Here is a 17,516-nt window from a genome sequence, read left to right on the forward strand (position 1 = left end):
GGTCAGGCGGCCGGGGTGCGGGCGACCAGGATGAACTCGTTGTACGGGAAGGCCTTGCCCACCGCCCGGGCGAACGGGAACGAGTAGGTGCGCTCCACCGTCAGGCCGACCTTCGTGGCGTGGGCGCGCAGGCCGTCGAAGTCGACGAACCGCACGTGGGTGGCGTCCGTCTTGTAGCCGGCCTCCTGCGGGCAGATCAGCACGACCGAGCCGCCGGGCTTCACCAGCGGCAGGTACTGCTCCAGGATGGAGTTCCCCAGCGCCTCGTCCATGTGCTCCAGGACGTGCGCGCAGAGCAGGCTGTCGAAGGAGCCCGGGCCGCAGTCGGGGGCCTCGGCGAGCTCGTCGGGGGTGTAGGCGGTGAGACCGCGCTCACGGCAGGTGGCGACGGAGGTCGCGTTGTGGTCGACGCCGACGCTGTTGGGACCGCAGTTCAGCAGGTTGCGGCCGATGCCGCAGCCGACGTCGAGCACGCGGCCGAGGGCCAGCCGCTTCAGATTCCAGCGGTACGGGGCCTGCGTGGGCAGCAGCCGCTTGATCCCCGAGCTCTCCAGCCGCGCGAGCCGCTGGGTGTAGTCGGAGGATTCCGTGCCGGACATCGACGACCGCCTTCTGTTGTGCCCTGACCCTGGTCTTCTGAACCGTGGTGTCGTGATCCGCCGCGCCGCGATCATGTGACCTGCTGTGGCCGACCCCGTCGGGGCAGGCTATGCCATGACGTCGGGCCGGTAAAGATCGATCGGCGCCCCGTCGTACGCTGGGTCGGTCATCCCGTACGTGAGGGGCAGGAGGCCGAGGTGGCCGAGACGGCGTTGGCCGAGGTGATGGCCGAGCTGGCCGCGCTCGAGGACCCGAAGGCGCGCGCGGTGAACGAGCGGCACGGCGACGATCACGGGGTGAACCTCGGCAGGCTGCGCGCGCTGGCCAAGCGGCTGAAGACGCAGCAGGAGCTGGCGCGCCGGCTCTGGGACACGAGTGACACCGCGGCCCGTCTGCTGGCCCTGCTGATCTGCCGCCCGAAGGCCTTCGAGCGGGACGAGCTGGACGCCATGGTGCGCGAGGCACGAGCACCCAAGGTGCTCGACTGGCTCGTGAACCACGTGGTGAAGAAGAGCCCGCACGCGGAGGAGCTGCGGCTCGCCTGGTCGGCCGACCCCGATCCGGTGGTGGCGAGCGCCGGCTGGGCGCTGACCGCCGACCGCGTGGTGAAGAGGCCCGAGGGCCTCGACCTCGGGGGCCTGCTCGATGTCATCGAGGCGGAGATGAAGGACGCCCCGGAGCGTCTGCAGTGGGCGATGAACACCTGTCTGGCCCGGATCGGCATCGAGCACGCCGGGCTGCGCGCCCGTGCCGTCGGCATCGGGGAGCGCCTGGAGGTGCTGAAGGACTACCCCACCTCCCCGGGCTGCACGTCTCCGTTCGCCCCGGTCTGGATCGCCGAGATGGTGCGCCGGGCGGCTGCGGCCGGCTGACGTCCGTGCGCCGTGGGGAGGCGCGATGAGTTCCGCCGGGCCGGGGAGTCTGCCCTTCGCAGTCGACAGCTCCGGAGGAACTCATGACACAGCTGCTGAGAGTCCAGAATTTCACCGTCTCGAGTGACGGCATCGCCGCCGGGGAGGACCAGAGCTTCGAGCGGCCGTTCGGTCATGTCGATCCCGAGCGGCTGTTCTCGTGGGCCGGTGCCACGGCGAGCTGGCCCATGCGCACGGACCCCGGGGGCAGCCGGGGGCTCGACGACTACTTCACTCGAGACTTCGCGCGGAACATCGGCGCCGAGATCATGGGGCGCAACAAGTTCGGCCCGCAGCGCGGGCCCTGGCAGGACGACGAGTGGCGGGGCTGGTGGGGGGACGAGCCCCCGTTCCGTACTCCGGTGTTCGTCATGACCCACTACCCGCGTCCCTCCTTCACGCTCTCCGACACGACGTTCCATTTCGTGGACGCCGACCCGGCCACGGTCCTGGAGCGGGCGCGGGAGGCGGCGCGGGGCAAGGACGTCCGGCTCGGTGGCGGGGTGACGACCATCCGGGAGTTCCTCGACGCCGACCTCGTCGACACGCTGCACGTGGCGGTCGCGCCGGTGAAGCTCGGGTCGGGGCTGCGGCTCTGGGAGTCCCCCGACGAGCTGCTCGACCGGTTCCGTCTGGAGGTCGTGCCCAGCGCGAGCGGGATGACGCACCACCTGTTCTGGAGGAGGTGACTCCGCGAGGACGCGCCGCGTGAACGGGTGCGCCGGCCACGGTCGGCGCACCCGTTCGCGTCAAGTTACGGCCGATTCCATTCGAAAACCCTTCGCACGAAGGGGTGTTGAGGGGTTCCGTTCACTTGACGCCATTACTCTCCATTGACCTGCCCTTGAACTTGCTTTGGTGAACCGGGTGACGGTCGATCGGAGGGAGGCCCGTGCTCGCGACAGCGGTGGTCCGTGTGTCCACGGTGGTGCGTACGGCTCCGCTCCTCCTCCTCGCGCTCACCCTCGCCCTTCTCTGCGGCGCCTGCGCCGTGTCGGCACCGGCCGACGCGGCGAGGGCTGCCGGGGCCGCGCAGCCGCGCCTCCAGCAGCTCGGGGCCGGGCCGGACCCGGCGTACGAGATCAGCTCTCCCGGGGACGGCGAGGGCGAGACCCCGGACGGTGCCGCCGCGCACCGGGACCGGCGCCGAGCCGCCCTCGCTCCGGCCGGACCGGCCGGTCAGCCCGGACCCCCGGCGGCGGCCGTTCCCACATCGCCGCGCACCGACCCTCCGGCCGGGCACCGGGGAACCCCGGACAGCCGTCCGAGACCCCGGGCCGCCACCGACCCCGCCGTGCTCCAGGTGTTCCTGTGCTGACAGGCGAAGAAACGTCCATGCGCCGACCTGTCAGTCCGACGCGCCCCTACGGCGCGCCAGGAGGAAACATCCATGCAGCCCCTCATCGACAACGCCCGCCGATTCGGACAGCGCCCTGAGGAGTTCGCCCCGCACGCCGCGGGCCAGTCCCCGGCCGTGCTGTTCATCACCTGCTCCGACTCCAGGGTCGTCCCGGCCCTGATCACCGGAGCCCGACCCGGGCAGCTCTTCGAGCTGCGCACGGCGGGGAACATCGTGCCCCCGTACGCCAGCGGCAGCCCCACCGGGGAAGCCGCCACCATCGAGTACGCGGTCGAGGTCCTCGGCGTCCAGGACGTCGTCGTCTGCGGCCACTCCCACTGCGGCGCCGTGGGCGCCCTCGTCCGGGGCGACGACCTCAGCGCCGTACCGGCCGTACGCGACTGGCTCGCCCACGCCGCGCCGGAGGGCGCCGACGGGCGTCCCGACGACCCGGCCGTCGCCGACGCCGTACGCGGTCACGTCCTCGCCCAGCTGCTCCGACTGCGCTCCTACCCCTGCGTCGAGCGGCGCCTGGCGGACGGCCGGCTCCGGATGCGCGGCTGGTACTACGAGGTGCACACCGGTGCCGTACACGAGTACCGGCCGCAGACCGACTCCTTCGAGACCCTGTGAGGGGGAGGATCCGCATGTCCCAGCCCCGTTCCCTCCCTCGATTCCCCCATCTGCGGCAGGACTTCGCCGCGTCGCTCGTCGTCTTCCTCGTGGCCCTGCCGCTCTGCATCGGTGTGGCCGTCGCCTCCGGCGTGCCGGCCGAACTCGGCCTGATCACCGGCATCGTGGGCGGCCTCGTCACCGGTGTGATGCGCGGCAGCAGCCTCCAGGTCTCGGGGCCCGCCGCCGGGCTCACCGTGCTCGTCCTGGAAGCGGTCCGTTCCTTCGGGCTGCCCGCCCTCGGCGTGATCGTGCTCCTCGCCGGACTCCTCCAGATCGCCATGGGCGTCCTGCGGTGGGGGCGCTGGTTCCGTGCCATCTCCCTGTCCGTCGTGGAGGGGATGCTCGCGGGCATCGGTCTGATCATCATCGCCGGCCAGCTCTACGCGGCGGCCGGCGTCACCGCCCCCGCCTCCGGGCTCGACAAGCTCACGGGCCTGCCGGCCGCCCTGGGGAAGGCCGTCGGCAGCACGACGGCCCTCGCGTCGCTCGCCGTCGCCGCCGGCACCGTCCTCGTCGTCGTGGTCTGGCAGCGGCTGCCCCGCCGGGCGCGGGCGGTGCCCGGTGCGCTGGCGGCGGTCGCACTGGCCGCGCTGGTGACCGCACTTGTCGACCTGCCGGTCGCGACCGTCCGGGTGAGCGGCGTCTTCGACGCGGTGCGGCTGCCCGGCGCCGACTCCTTCTCCTCGCTCGCCGAGCCCGCCGTGCTCGGCACGGTCCTCGCGTTCGCGCTGATCGCGTCGGCCGAGTCGCTGTTCAGCGCGGCGGCCGTCGACCGGCTGCACGCGGGGCCGCGCACCGACTACGACAGGGAGCTCGTCGCCCAGGGAGCGGGCAACGCCCTGAGCGGTCTGCTCGGCGCCCTGCCGCTGACCGCGGTCATCGTGCGCAGCTCGGCCAATGTCGGGGCGGGCGCCCGGACGAAGGCGTCCCGCGTCCTGCACGGGCTGTGGCTGCTGCTCTTCGCCGCCCTGCTGCCGGCGGTCCTCGCGTACATCCCGCTCGCGGCCCTCGCCGGGATCCTCGTCCACGCCGGCTGGAAACTGATCCCGTTCCGGGGCGTGGCGTCGCTGTGGCGCGCCCACCGCGGCGAGGCGCTGGTCCTCGTCGCGACGGCCGTCGCCATCGTCGCCGTCGGCATGTTCGAGGGGGTCCTGGTCGGGCTCGTGCTGTCGGTGGCGAAGGCCGCGTGGGAGGCATCCCATCTGCGGGTGGAGCACAGCGACGAGGAGGAGGGACCGCTGCAGGTGCGGCTCTTCGGGACGATCACCTTCCTGAAGCTGCCGCAGATACTCGACAACCTGGAGAGTCTGCCCCCAGGCCGCCGGGTCGTGCTCGACCTCTCCGGGGCCCATCACGTGGACCACGCCTGCCGGGCCGCGCTGGAGGCCTGGGCCGAGCGGCACGGTGCGGAGGAGCCGGGTCCGGACAAGGGCCCGGCCCCGACCCTGGACGCGGACGCGGGCCCGGACGCGGACCCGGCCCCTGATCCGGACGGGGATCCGGCAGGGTCGGTGAGCGCCTCGCGCTGACGGCGGTCGCCGGTCGGAAGGAGCGGCGGCTTCGGCCGCCGCTCCTGAGCGGGCACCAGGTCGGAGACGCGTTCTCCTCGCGTGCCCGCAGCGCAAGCGGATCGGTCGGTCCGGGCGCGGGTCTCCCCTAGGCGGGCACGGGCCGCCACGCCGCGCGCCGTGCCCGGGACGGCCCGCTCCCGGGTCCGGCGGCGGTGCCGGTGCCGAGCGCGGTCGCGCGGTGTGCGCTGGGGCTGACGCCGTAGGCGTCACGGAAGGCCCGGCTGAAGGCGCTGGCGTTGGGGAAGCCCCAGCGGGAGGCGATGACCTGGACGCTGTGGTGGCGCAGCTCCGGGCGGGCGAGGTCGGCGTGGCAGCGTTCGAGCCGGTCCCGGCGGATGAGCGCCGCGACGCTGGCGGGCTGGTCGCTGAAGAGCTCGTACAGGGTGCGCAGGGACATGTGGTGCCGGTCGGCGATCGTCTGCGGCGTCAGGTCCGGATCCCCGAGGTTGTGCGCGATGAAGCTGTGGATCCGCTTCAGCGTCGCCTGCGCCCGGGTCTCCCCCGGTTCCTCGTCCAGGGCCCCGAGCCACTGGGCGAGGCATGCGGTGACCAGGTCGAGGGCGATGGATCCCATACGGCTCAGCTCCTCGGGCCGGCAGTCCGCCCCGTGCGTGAGCAGCGTGCCGAGGAAGCCGGCGAGGACCGCGCCCGTACCGCCGCTCGTCGGGATGGGCCGCCCCAGAAGCGGGTCCACGCGGTCCGGGCGCAGGGGCAGGGAGGGCCGGGGGATGTGGAGCACGACGGTCCGGACGAACTGCCCGGCCGCAGGGGCGATGCCGCTCCCCGTCGGACACGTGGAGTCCGTCAGCACCAGACTGTCCGTGGCCCCGGCAGCCCCCGTGATGCCCGCGTCCTCCTCGGCCCCCGGGGCCCCCTCGTTCTCCGGGCCTCCCGCGGCACCGGTGGCCGGTGCCCCGGTACCGGACAGGGCGGTCCGGTGGCCCCGTTCGGTCACCCACGCCAGCATGTACTCCTCAGGATCACCCTGCCGGACATGCGCGGGCGAGCGGTGGCCGCGCGCCGGCGAGAAGTCGAATGCGGTCAGCCGTAAGGGACCCAGTCCCAGAGTCATGACCTCGGCACGGAAGTCGGCCGTCCACTCGGTCCTGAGCCTGCCCGTCATAAGCCCGCCGGACACCGTCTCCCGCAGCCATTCGAAGCGATCCCCCGACGACACGCCGGAATCCCGAATGCTTGACCAGCTCACCATTCCCCCTAATTCCACGGTGTGAAAACACACCGCTCCCCCGAGCAGCGCTCCCCGCGCCGTCACCGCGTCTCCTCTGTGTGTCCGAGCAGTGACGATGACCTAGGATCACCGCAGCCCGCTATCGTGCGGCTAGCGCGACGGCCTTCACGGCCGGCGGTTAAACGGGGGATTTGATGGAAATCCGGCTCTTGGGCCCGATCGAGATATTCAGCGACGGCAGACAGGTCGCCATATCCGCTTCCAAGCAGCGTGACCTGCTGGCCATTCTCGCGACTCGACCGGAGTCCGTGGTCACGGTCGACGAGCTGATGGACGGCCTCTGGGGAGAAACACCGCCGAAGACCGCGCGGACGACTTTGCACAATTACATTCGAAGACTGCGGCACACGCTGGACACCGTTCCGGGACAGGCGTCCGTGCTGCACACGGCGAGCCGCGGTTACACCCTGCGGGTGTCGCCGGCGCACGTGGACGTGCACCGCTTCGAGGAAGGGGTGCGGCAGGCCGTCGAGGCCCGGTCCCGCGCGGAGCTGAGCCGGGCGTCGGCGCTGTTCCGCGAGGCACTGGGGCGGTGGCGTGGCACCGCCTTCGAGGGGACCTCGTCCCCGTTGCTCGCGCACATCGTCCGCCCCCGGCTGGAGGAGGCGCGGGTCTTCGCCTTCGAGAGTCTGGTGGACACCGACCTCGCGCTCGGACGTCACCGTGCCCTGCTGCCCGAGCTGCGACGAGAGGTGGAGCGGGATCCGCTCCGCGAGGGACTGCGTTCGCGCTACATGATCGCGCTGTACCGGGCGGGCCGCCGTGCGGAGGCCCTCGCCGCCTACCGGGAGGGCCGCCGTGTCCTCGTCGCGGAACTGGGTCTCGAACCCGGCGAGGAGCTCAGGAGGCTGGAGCGGGCGATCCTGGCCGACAGCCCGGACCTGGCGACCGAGGCGGCGACCCCCTCCTGCGCTTCACCGCTCTCCGGCCCGCCGGAGCAACTCCCCGCGGACATACCCCGGTTCGTCGGCCGGCAGGATCAGCTCGACGCCCTCGACGCCTGGGCACGCGCGAAGGGCACCGCCGGTCCGGTCCTCGTCACGTCCCTCGACGGGCACGGGGGCATCGGCAAGACCGCCCTGGCCGTGCACTGGGCGCACTCCGCCCGCCGCTCCTTCCCCGACGGCCGGCTCTTCGCCGATCTGGGCGGCCACTCCCCTGCGGGGCCCGCGAGCCCGCGGAGGTACTCGGGCGGTTCCTGTCGGCCCTGGGCGTTCCCCGGGAGAGCATCCCCCACGACCTCGACGGCGCCGTCGCCCTCTACCGGACCATGATGGCGGGCAGACGGATGCTCGTCCTGCTGGACGACGCGCGCGACGCCGAGCAGGTGCGTCCGCTGCTGCCGGGCAGCCCGGAGTCCCTGACCCTGGTCACCAGCCGGAGGCGCATCGCCGGCCTGGTGGTCCGCGACGGTGCCCAGTGGCTGCCCGTGCAGCCGCTGTCTCCGGAGGAGGCCGGAAAGCTCCTGGCGGCCGCCCTGGGCGACCGGCGCGTCGCCGCCGAGCCGCGGGAGGCGGCCCGGCTGGGCGCGCTCTGCTCGTACACCCCTCTGGCCCTGCGGATCGCCGCGGTCAACGTGCTCGGGATGGCCGCGAGCCCGACGCCGATCGCGGACTACGTGAGCCGGCTTCTCGACGAGGACCGCCGGCTGACGCGGCTCAGCGTCGAGGAAGACGAGCTGAGCTGCATGAAGGCCGTGTTCTCACTGTCCTACGCGCTTCTGTCGGCGGACGAGCGGCTCGTGTTCAGGGCCGGCTCGCTGGTGGCCGGTCCGTCCTTCACCGTCGACGCCGTCGCCGCCATGCTCGACTGGCCGCCGCAGCGTGCGACGCAGGTCCTGAAGCGTCTGACCGCCGCCCGGATGCTCGAACCCGCCGACGGGCAGGCCTATGCGTTCCACGACCTTCTGCGGCTGTTCGCCGGTCGGTGCGCCGCGGAGGACGGGGCCGACGGCTGGGACCGCGAGGAGTCCCTCGACCGGTTGTACGCCTTCTACGTGGCCGTGTCCGACCGGGCGGCCCGGCAGCTGTACGCCGAGAAGATCCGGGTCACCGAGGACCTGCCCGCCTCGCCCGTGGGTCCTCCGATCGCGGACCCGGCCGCCGCCGGCGACTGGCTGGAGCGTGAACTCGCCGGTCTGGTGGGGGCGGTGCGGCGCGGCCTCGGCCTGGGGCGGGTCCGGCCGGTGTGGCAGCTGTGCGACATCCTGAGGGGCTATTTCTGGCTCTGCCGCCGGAGCGCCGACTGGATCGTGGTGTCCCGGTGCGGGGTGGAGGCGGCGAGGGCGGACGGTCACGTCCTCGGCGAGGCGGTGGCCCTGATGAGTCTCGGCGACGCGCACCGCAGCGTGGGGCGGTACGGCGAGGCGCGGCGGCACTACGAGGAGATGCTCCGTCTGGTGGAGCGGGAGCGGCAGCCGGAATGGCGCGCGCAGGCGCTCAACAGCCTGGGGCTGGTGTACATCCTGACGGGCCGTCTGCGGGACGCCGGATGCCACCTCGAAGAGGCGCTGGGCTCGCTGCCGGACGACCTGCGGTGGCGCCGGCTCCGGTTCGTCATCGCGGAGGGGATCCTGGCCCGCGAACGGGGGTCGCTGGCCGAGGCGGAGTCCCTCCACACCGAGTCCCTCGCGGTCTCGCGGTCCCACGGACTGCACGGGCCGGAGTCCGTCTCCCTGGCCAACCGGGGCGAGACCCGGCTCCTTCTCGGTGATCTGGACGGTGCCCTGGACGACCTCACGACGGCGCTCGCCCTGCACCGGCAGGCCGTCAACCGCGGCAGCGAGGCCGAGTTGCTGAGGGATCTCGCGGAGCTCCACCGGCTGCGCGGCGACACCGGGTCCGCCCTGGATCTCGTCGGTGCGGCGCATCGGCTCGCCGCCGAGATCGGCGACGGCCGCCTCGAGTCCTCGGTGCTCCACACCCTGGGCAGTGTCCATCTGGCGAGGGGCGACCTCGCGACGGCGGCGGGGCACTTCGCCGACGCCCTGCGCGTCGCGGGCGAGGTCGGGGCCCGGGTCACGGAGACGATGGCCCTGCACGGCCAGGCCGAAGCGCTGTTGCTCCAGGGCGACACCGCCGGGGCGCACCCCCTCGTCCACCGGGCGCTGGAGTGTGCGCACCGCGGGGGGTACCGCGTCTGGGAGGGCAAGGCGCGTGTGCTGCTCGCGCGGTGGCTCCTGAGTCAGGGCGATCCCGCCGGCGCCGTACGGGAGGCGGAGGAAGCCGTGTCGATCCAGGAGAGCACCGGCCACCGGCTCGGCGCGGCCGCGGCGCGCGCGGTCCTCGATCGGGCGCGGACCGCTCCCACCGGCCGGGAGGCGTCCTGCGGGGGCGCGGAGCTCGCCTGCGGGATGCCTCGTGCCCGGCGGGCCGGCCGGTGACGGGTCAGGAGGCGGAACCGGCGGGGATGGGGCCGACGGCGGTCCAGCCGTTCGGGCCCGAGGGGTCGCCGCCGTTGTAGAGGTACGGGTGGGTGGTGCCGTCCGCGGTGGTGTGGAGGTAGTCGGCGTGGGTGTCCGCGTCGAGGTCGGCGAGGTGGACCCGGGTGTGGTCGGTGGTGACGCCGGTCGCGGTGCGGCCGAGGTACCGCCAGCCGCCGTGGCCGTCGCCGCCCCGGTTGAGGTAGGTGGTGACACTGCCGTCGGGGGCGATGGCCCAGTAGTCGGCGCGGCCGTCACCGTCGCAGTCCGCGAGGCGGACGCGGGTGCGGTCGGTGGTGGTGCCCGTGGCTATCCGGCCGATGTCGACCCAGCCGCGGGCCCCGGCCGGGTCGCCGCCGCGGTTGAGGTGGACGTTGACGGCCCCGTCGTCGGCGATGGTCCAGTAGTCGGCGCGGCCGTCGCCGTCGTGGTCGGCGAAGCGGACCTGCTCGTGGCGGTTGGTGGTGCCCCAGGCGACCTGGCCGAGGTTCCGCCAGCCGTTCGGCCCGCTGGTGTCGCCGCCCTGGTTGAGGTAGACCGTCACCCCGCCGCCGGGCGCGATGAGGACGTAGTCGGCGCGGCCGTCGCCGTCGAAGTCGGCGAGCCGCACGCGGGTGCGGTCGGTGGTCAGCCCGGTCGCCACCTGCCCGATGTCCCGCCAGGTCGGCGTCCCGTCGGCGGCGGCTCCGGTGTTGAGGCGGGCGCGTACCGCGCCGTTGTCGGCGATGGACAGGCGGTCGGTGCGGCCGTCGCCGTCGAAGTCGGCCCAGCGCACCGCACCGGTGCCGCCGGACTCGTTCCCGGCCCGGGGCGCGGCGGGCTGCCGCATCCAGCCGGCGTCGAAGGCCGCGGTGAACGCCTGGTGGTAGGCGTCGGCGATCTTGCGGTATCCGGCGTCGTTGGGGTGCAGTCGGTCCGGGAGTTCGGTGGCCACGTCGAGGCGGGGCGGGGCGACGTACCGGAAGGGGCGGCCCGCCGCCCGCAGCACCGGCTCCCGCTCGCTGAGGACGGTGTTGAACGCGCTGGTGCGCTCCTCCTGGCCGGGGGTGTCGGTCAGCAGTCCGAGGACGATGACGGTGGTCCCGGGTCTGTTGGTCTGGATGCGGTCGACCAGGGCGAGGAGCCGGTGGGCGGCGTCGACCGGATCGGCGCCGTGCCACTTCAGGTCGTTGATGCCGAGGTGCAGCAGGACGACGCCGGGGCGTGCGGCGTCCTGCCACCGGTCGATCTCGCCACGGATCCCGTCGATGGTCCAGCCGCCGTGGCCCTCGTTGTCCGGGTCGCCCGCCGCTCCGAAGGAACCGGAGCCGACGAAGTCGGCGGTGTAGTGGCTCTGGCCGGCCAGGGACTGCCAGAGCGGCGCGCGGTAGCCGGCGCCGGTGGTGCTGCCCTCTCCCGCGGTGATGGAGTCGCCGAGCGGCATGACCCGTACGACGGGCGGGGCCGGCGGGACCGCCGCCGCGGCGGAGGTGCTCGGTCCGACGACGGCGACGGCGGTCGCGAGGGCGACGGTGACGGCGGTCGCCGCGGCACCGCGGGAGACGAGGCCGTGCCTGGTCCTGGTCATGCTGGTTCTCCTGCTCGTGGTGGTGGTCGTGCCGATCATGGGCCCTCACCGGTCGGAAACGCGAAGGGGGCGGCGTGCCGGAGCACGCCGCCCCCTGAGGAAGGGTCAGGGACGCTGCCACTTCGTGTTGGAGCCGCCGTTGCACTCCCACAGGCCCAGGTAGGAGCCGTTGGCCGTGGCCTGGCCCCAGACGTTCATGCACTGGCCCGGGTTGAGGGAGGCGGTGACGGTGTTGTCGGTGGTGAAGTTCCACTTCTGCTCGGCGCTGCCGTCACACGGAACGACCGACACCCGCGCGCCCTGGTTGGCGCCCTTGTCCGCGGTCAGGCACTTGTCGCCGCCGACCCGCAGCTCCTTGGCCGCGGTCAGCTCCCACTGCTGGTTGGCGCCGCCCCAGCAGTCCCAGATCTGGGCGCCGGTGGTGCCGTTCCAGTCCAGGCAGCGGCCGGAGCCGTCGCCGCGGAGCGTGCTGCTGGCCCACCGCTCACCGCCGCCGTTCGCCCAGCGGACGACCAGGCTGCCGTTGTTCTCGAGGGTGGCGTAGCTGGCGCCGTTCCAGGTCTGGGTCGACCACAGGGCGCCGCCCTTGCCCTCGCCGCCGTCCTTCTTGTAGAGGACGAGGTTGCCGTCGCCCTGCATGTGCAGGTACGAGTACCAGTTCCAGGTGACCTTGTTCCACAGCTCCCGGCCGGTGGCGGCCTCACGGAGCTGGACGTTGCCCTGGATGTCCATCAGCAGCACGTTCCGGCCGTTGGTGAGCCAGGAGCCGGGCATCAGCCGGCTGCCGGCGGCGAGCCTGTCCCCGCGGGGGTAGGTGTCGCTGTGCCACAGGTGACCGCCGATGCCGTGGCCGCCGTCCTTGGTGTAGACGACGAGGTTGGCGTCCGCCTGCAGCTCGAGGCGGGCGTCGGCGTTGTTCCACGTGTGGGTCGACCACAGGGCGCCGCCCTTGCCCTCACCGCCGTCCTTCGTGTAGACGACGAAGTTGCCGTCGGCCTGCATCTTGGCGTAGGCGCCGGGGTTGCCGCCCGTGTTGGAGGCCCACAGCACGCCGCCCATTCCGTGGCCGCCGGTGCGGTGGTAGATGACCAGGTTGCCGTCGGCCTGCATGGAGAGCCGCGCGTTCTGCGACGAGATCGTCTCGCCGGACCGCAGGGTCTGCCCGGCCTTGACGACGACCGGGCGCTGCTTGACGGAGTCGATCCAGGAGCCGAGGCCGTCGACACGGGCGGAGATCGCGCCGGTACGGGTCTCGGCCGCGTCGATGCCGAGACAACCACCCTGCCAGGAGCGGGAGTTCACGCCGACGAGTCGGCCGTCGGCGTCCAGCAGCGGGCCGCCGGTGTCGCCCTTGCAGATCGCGTCCGTGCCCTTGCCCGTGATGCCGAGCGTGGTCGCGTCCGAGGTGGTGACGCCGAACGCGGCGGTGTGGAGCTTGTCCGGGACCCAGGCCGTCCTGGTGCGGCCGAAGCCGGCCGCCGTCACGTCGGTGCCGGCGGCCGGGACGGTGCCGGCCAGGGTGACGGGCCCCAGGCCGGTGGCCGGGGTGGCCAGACGGACCAGGGCGACGTCACGGTCGGTGCGGGGGACGACCTCGGTCACGCCGATGGTCCTGCCGTCGCTCAGTGTCACGGTGGTGGGGACGAACGGCCGGCCGGCCGGGACGTCGCCTCCGATGACGGGGGCGAGGCAGGCGGCGGCGGTGGTCAGCCACAGCTCGTCCACGAGCGTGGCGGTGCAGGCCCGGCTGTGGGGCCATTCGCCGACGGACAGCTGTGCGGTGTGGGCGAGCGTGCCGGCGGCCGCGGGCGCGCCGGCGGCGGCCTGCGCGGTGCCGGTGAAACCCGCGAGCGCGAGGGGGGCGGAGAGGAGAGCCGCGCCGAGGGCGGCCCGTATCGGGGACGGTGTGGAGTGCGGACGCTTCATTTCACTTCCTGGAAGCACGGCGATGAGTCGAGGGCCGCGGCGTGTCCCGGCCGGTGACGGCATGGGGGACGAAGGCGCCGGCCTTCGCGGTGAGTCGTTCGGGGCGGGCGGGTCCGCGCGGCGAGGGCCTGCGCGGAGGGTGCGCCTACTTGGCGGTGCGGATCTCCATGAGCATGAAGTCGCGGCCCTGCTCGTCGGCGCTCTCGCCGACCGGGGTCCACGCGTTCTTGTTGACGTCGAACGTCTTCTCCTCCGTGCCGACGGTCATGTCGACCTGCGCGGAGTAGGCGTTGCCCTTGACGGCGAAGACGGCGGGGATCTCCAGGGCCAGGTAGCCCCGGGTGCCGGAGACCTTGAAGCAGATCTTCTCCTTCTCGCGTGACCAGACCTCCATCAGGTCGGTCGCGCTGCCGCAGTCGGCGAGGAGGATGTGGCCGTCGCCCCGCTTGAGGACGATGTTGCGCTCGGCGAGGATCTTGTCGGCGTGGGGGTAGCCGAAGTCCTCGATGGCACGACCGGGTCCCTCCTCCGCGATCGGCTTCATGGCGGTGCCGCCCGGACCGGCCGCGCCGGCGCCGCCGGTGATGCCGCCCGCCACCGCCAGCCACGCCAGGGCGCCGGCGCCGAGGGCGGTGCCGATCGTGCGGACGACTGCTCTGCGTACCTTCATTGCTTTCCTCTTCTCGGGTTCCGGAAGACCGTCCGGAACGGGTGTCGACAGGGATGTCGGTGCGCTCCCGCGCCGGCGGCTCCGCTAGCTCAGCCAGCTGGTGATCGTCGACACGGCATTGCGTCCGATCGACGAGATCTCCTTGACCAGGTGCGGGACGCCGGGGGCCTTGGCGAGGAGTCCGCCCGTACCGCCGGTGATGACACTGAGAGCCGTCGTGCCGAGCGACTTCTTGAACTCGCTGCTCGTCCAGCCGTAGCCGAAGCCGGTGAAGACCGTGTTGGCCACGTCGAGGGTCATGGTGACGGCGCCGAAGCCCCTCGATGCCATCAGAAGGAACGGGGCGGCGGGCAGGCCGACGCCGGTGAAGCCGGCCGCCACTCCGGCGACGCCGAGTCCGACGCCGGCCCAACCGGTCCAGATGGCCCATTCGTTGGTGCGCTTGGCCCACTCCTTAGGGTCCGTCGTCCACCAGGACGTGTCGGCCTTGACGCTGTCGTGCTCGGGTGCGTCGGCCGGGTTGACGCCGGCCGCCTGGGCCGCCCGGATCTCCTCGGCCGCCTTCCTGGCCTCCGCCGCCACCTCGGCCGTGCGCTTCTCGATCTCGATGGAGCGGGCCTGGCTCGCGGCGACGGCCGCCTCGTCGGCGTTCTTGCCCGCCTGGATCTGGGAGGCGCGGGCCGAAGCGGCGGACGCCTGCGCGGCGTTGGCGGAGGCGACGGCACTGCGTGCGGAGGCCATCGCGCGGTTGGCGGAGTAGGTCGCCGAGCGCGCGGCGGTACGGGCGACGGAGGCCGCCTGCTTCGCCTGGTCCGCCGAGGCCTGGGCGTTCCGGGCGGACTGCTCGGCCTCGTCGGCGTAGCCGTTCGCCTGCTGGGCGGAGGTGGCGGCCTGGGCGGCCGACTGCTTCGCCCTGTCCGCCCACTGCAGCGCCTCGGTGGCGGCGTTGCGGGCCGTGGCGGCCGCCTCCTGGGCGCGGGCGGCGTCCTCCTGCGCCTTGTTGGCGATCTTCGCGGCTGCGGCGATGGCGCCCTTCATGGCCGCGGCGTGGGTGGCGGAGTCGTGGTCGAGCTGCGCGGTCTTGTACTGGACCGAGGCGACGAAGTTGCGGCGCATCCGCGCCGGTCCCTCCAGCGCGGCCTGGGCGTGCGCCTTGGTGTAGGGGCCGCCGGTCTGGAGGAGGGTCGCGGTGGTCACCGCGTCGTCCTCCCGCTGCGCCTTCTCGAGGGTGACGGTGAGGAACTCGTGGAGTGCCTCGGCGGTCCCGGCGTCGAGGGCCTCGTTCGCCGCCTGGGTGACCGCACGGCCGGGCTTCTCGGCCAGGACGCGCGTGACCGTGACGCGGTTGTCCATCTCCGCGGCCTTGACGGCGCCTGCGGCGAGGAAGGCCCCCACGGCGTTGTCGTCCGCGCTCTCCAGGGCCGCGGTCGCGGCGAAGGCGACGTCCGGGGCGGCGATCCTGGCGAGGTAGAGGGCGGTCTCCCGGTCGTCCTGCCGCTGTGCGATCCGCCGGTCGGTGTCGATCCAGGCGTGGATGTCCGCGTCCTCGCCGGCCAGGGCGAATCGCGCGGCTTCCTGGGACCAGGAGCCCCTGGAGTCCAGCAGGGCGAGGGCGGCCTTCCGCCCGAGCTCGGCGGCGGCCCCCCTGTCCCCCGCCGTGAGGGCCGACTCGGCCCGCGTGATGAGGTCCTTGGTGGCCTGGGCGGTCTGCTCGGCCTGGGTCCGCTTCCGCTCGATCTCCGCCCGCTCCCGGGCTTCGAGCTGCGCGAGCAGGCGCATCTCCTCGATCGCGCGCTGCGTCTCCTCGTCCAGGCGCTGCCACTCGGCCTCGCGGGCGCTCTTCTCCACCGCGATCGCCTGGGCGACCGCCGCGGTGGCCGCGTTCGCGGCCGTGGTGGCCTCGTTGGCGAACTGGGTCGACTTGTTCGCGTGGTCCACCGCCTGGCCCGCGTACTGGACGGCCCACTCGGCGGCGGCCGCGGCCTTGTCGGCGTGGGCGGCCGCGCTGTTGGCGGCGTCCCGGGCGGTGCGCGCGGCCGCGGCGGCGTTGTTCGCCAGGGCCTGCGCCGTGCCGGCGGCGTTGGTCGCGATCTGGGCGTTCGTGCCGGCGATCTGGGCCTGGCGCCTGGCCTCGGCGGCCTCCGCCGAGGCCGACCCGGCGGCCGCGGCCGCGGTGGCCGAGGCGTTCGCGGCGGCGGAGGCGTTGCGTGCGGCGGACGCGGCGGCGTGTCCGGCCGCGGCCGACTGCTCCGAGGCGGTCACGGCGTGTCCGGCGGCCTCGGCCGCGCTCCGGGCCTGCGCCGCGGCGTTACGGGCGGCGACGGCGGCCTCCTTGGCCGCGCCCGACATGGCCTGGTCCTTGGAGGCGTTGATGGCGGCCCGGTACGCCGCCGCTGCGGCGGAGCCGGCGGTGGCGGCCGCCTGGCTCGCGGCCGCGGCGGCGTACGAGGCGCGGCGAGACGCCTGGACGGCCGCGTGGGACGCGTTGATGGCGACGCGCGACGCGTCGGCCGCGCCCTTGGCGGCCTCGCCGGCCTTGCGGGCCGCCCTGCCCGCCTTGGCCACGTCCTCCTGCGCCGCCTGGGCCTCGGCGGCGGCCTTCTCCGCCGCGTCCTTGGCCTTCGCCGCCGCCTCCACGGCGCGGGCGGAGGACTCCTCGGCCTCCTTGGTCTTCGCCTCGGCGTTCCTGCCCTCGCGGCGGACGACGGCGACGAGTTCCTCGATCTTCGCCCGCTCCTGGTCGCGGGCGCGGGCTATGTGCTGACCGGTCTCCAGGAACCATTCGACGTCGGCGGGGGTGCCGTCCAGCGCGCGGGAGGCGTACTTCTGCACCTCCGGGCCGGCGTTCACCATCAGCCGGGAGGTCTCGACGCGCATGTCCTCCAACCGGGCGGTGTACTGCCCCGCGGTGAGGAACGTCTCCAGCGCCGCCTGGGAGCCGTCGGTCAGTGCGGCGTTCCCGGCTCGGTTCACCCCCCGGCCGCCCACGCTCATCACGGTGGTGGTGGCCACGCGCAGGTCCTCCAGGAGGGCTGCCTTGAAGGCGCCCCCGAGGAACGCGGCGATGGCGGGGTCGCCGTTGTCGATGGCGGCGGTGGCCTCACGACGGATTCCCCTTCCGCCCGCGGCGATCGAGGTCATGACCGCGACGCGGTTGTCCTCGGCCGTCTCGACGGCGAGCCGGTGGGTGAGGAAGTTCTCGACGTCGGTGACGGAGCCGGTCAGCGCCGACGCGGCGGCGGCCCGAACCGCCCTGCCACCCAGCAGCCACGCCTTGACGACCTTCGCCCGGTCGGTGTCCGGCAGCAGGAACGGGTCGCCGCCGTCGCCGTCCACCGGCGGGGTGTCGGCCCAGGCGGCCATGGGGTTGAGTACGAGGCTCGTCGCGGCCGCGGCGACCGTGGTGGCCGCGATGGCTCCGAGAACGCGCCGTCTACTCCAAGGATTGGTGTCCAAAACGGTCCTTCGTCGTCGGCTGACAGCAAGGAATGCAGGCCCTCGGCGACGCGTGATCCAGGGTGCTGATGGCGCGCCGCACCCAAGGGGCCCCGTGCGTAAGGCCTTTCCGCGAGCGACGTTCACGCCGT

The 17,516-nt window shown here is 73.4% G+C and carries 13 protein-coding genes; 7 read left to right on the forward strand and 6 right to left on the reverse strand.

Annotated features, from left to right (window positions below; genetic code table 11):
- Positions 1–2: 2 nt before the first annotated feature.
- A complete protein-coding gene (locus ACFY7C_RS05865) occupies positions 3–599 on the reverse strand; it encodes a class I SAM-dependent methyltransferase (RefSeq protein WP_389644299.1) in 597 nt (198 codons plus the stop codon).
- Between the two features lie 225 nt (positions 600–824).
- Here ACFY7C_RS05865 and ACFY7C_RS05870 point away from each other — a divergent pair, with 225 nt between their 5' ends.
- The 5 genes from ACFY7C_RS05870 (at position 825) to ACFY7C_RS05890 (ending at position 5,054) form a co-directional block, all read left to right on the forward strand.
- Positions 825–1,472 (forward strand): DNA alkylation repair protein, encoded by a 648-nt coding sequence (locus tag ACFY7C_RS05870; protein WP_389645988.1) that lies wholly within the window; start codon positions 825–827, stop codon positions 1,470–1,472.
- Between the two features lie 83 nt (positions 1,473–1,555).
- Positions 1,556–2,200 (forward strand): dihydrofolate reductase family protein, encoded by a 645-nt coding sequence (locus ACFY7C_RS05875; protein ID WP_389644302.1) that lies wholly within the window; start codon positions 1,556–1,558, stop codon positions 2,198–2,200.
- A 203-nt stretch (positions 2,201–2,403) separates the two neighbouring features.
- Positions 2,404–2,829 (forward strand): hypothetical protein, encoded by a 426-nt coding sequence (locus ACFY7C_RS05880; RefSeq protein WP_389644305.1) that lies wholly within the window; start codon positions 2,404–2,406, stop codon positions 2,827–2,829.
- A 72-nt stretch (positions 2,830–2,901) separates the two neighbouring features.
- Positions 2,902–3,483, forward strand: a complete 582-nt coding sequence (locus ACFY7C_RS05885; protein WP_389644315.1) for a carbonic anhydrase — start codon at positions 2,902–2,904, stop codon at positions 3,481–3,483.
- 14 nt (positions 3,484–3,497) lie between these two features.
- A complete protein-coding gene (locus ACFY7C_RS05890) occupies positions 3,498–5,054 on the forward strand; it encodes a SulP family inorganic anion transporter (RefSeq protein ID WP_389644318.1) in 1,557 nt (518 codons plus the stop codon).
- 127 nt (positions 5,055–5,181) lie between these two features.
- On the opposite strand, the gene ACFY7C_RS05895 is transcribed toward ACFY7C_RS05890, so the two are convergent.
- On the reverse strand, positions 5,182–6,051 hold the full coding sequence (locus ACFY7C_RS05895) for a helix-turn-helix domain-containing protein (RefSeq protein ID WP_389644321.1): 870 nt from the start codon (positions 6,049–6,051) through the stop codon (positions 5,182–5,184).
- Between the two features lie 428 nt (positions 6,052–6,479).
- Between ACFY7C_RS05895 and ACFY7C_RS05900 the strand changes: the two genes are divergently transcribed.
- Together ACFY7C_RS05900 and ACFY7C_RS05905 are read left to right on the forward strand one after the other, a co-directional pair.
- On the forward strand, positions 6,480–7,619 hold the full coding sequence (locus ACFY7C_RS05900; RefSeq protein ID WP_389644324.1) for a BTAD domain-containing putative transcriptional regulator: 1,140 nt from the start codon (positions 6,480–6,482) through the stop codon (positions 7,617–7,619).
- A complete protein-coding gene (locus ACFY7C_RS05905; RefSeq protein ID WP_389644327.1) occupies positions 7,619–9,727 on the forward strand; it encodes a tetratricopeptide repeat protein in 2,109 nt (702 codons plus the stop codon). Before ACFY7C_RS05900 ends, ACFY7C_RS05905 begins: the two co-directional genes overlap by 1 nt.
- A 4-nt stretch (positions 9,728–9,731) precedes the next feature.
- Here the strand turns inward: ACFY7C_RS05905 and ACFY7C_RS05910 are convergent, their stop codons facing one another.
- From ACFY7C_RS05910 to ACFY7C_RS05925, 4 genes are all read right to left on the reverse strand, one after another.
- Entirely contained in the window at positions 9,732–11,333 is a 1,602-nt protein-coding gene (locus ACFY7C_RS05910; RefSeq protein ID WP_389644330.1) for an FG-GAP-like repeat-containing protein, read from the reverse strand.
- A 105-nt stretch (positions 11,334–11,438) separates the two neighbouring features.
- Positions 11,439–13,259 (reverse strand): trypsin-like serine protease, encoded by a 1,821-nt coding sequence (locus ACFY7C_RS05915; RefSeq protein WP_389644333.1) that lies wholly within the window; start codon positions 13,257–13,259, stop codon positions 11,439–11,441.
- Positions 13,260–13,404: 145 nt separating this feature from the next.
- Positions 13,405–13,929: a hypothetical protein gene (locus ACFY7C_RS05920; protein ID WP_389644336.1), complete on the reverse strand. Its 525-nt coding sequence runs from the start codon at positions 13,927–13,929 to the stop codon at positions 13,405–13,407.
- A gap of 84 nt (positions 13,930–14,013) precedes the next feature.
- The gene (locus tag ACFY7C_RS05925) at positions 14,014–17,292 is read right to left on the reverse strand and encodes a hypothetical protein (protein WP_389644339.1); all 3,279 of its coding nucleotides are present in this window, start codon (positions 17,290–17,292) and stop codon (positions 14,014–14,016) included.
- Between the last annotated feature and the right edge of the window lie 224 nt (positions 17,293–17,516).

Origin of the sequence: Streptomyces sp. NPDC012769 (assembly GCF_042901205.1) — a bacterium.
Taxonomy (GTDB): domain Bacteria; phylum Actinomycetota; class Actinomycetes; order Streptomycetales; family Streptomycetaceae; genus Streptomyces.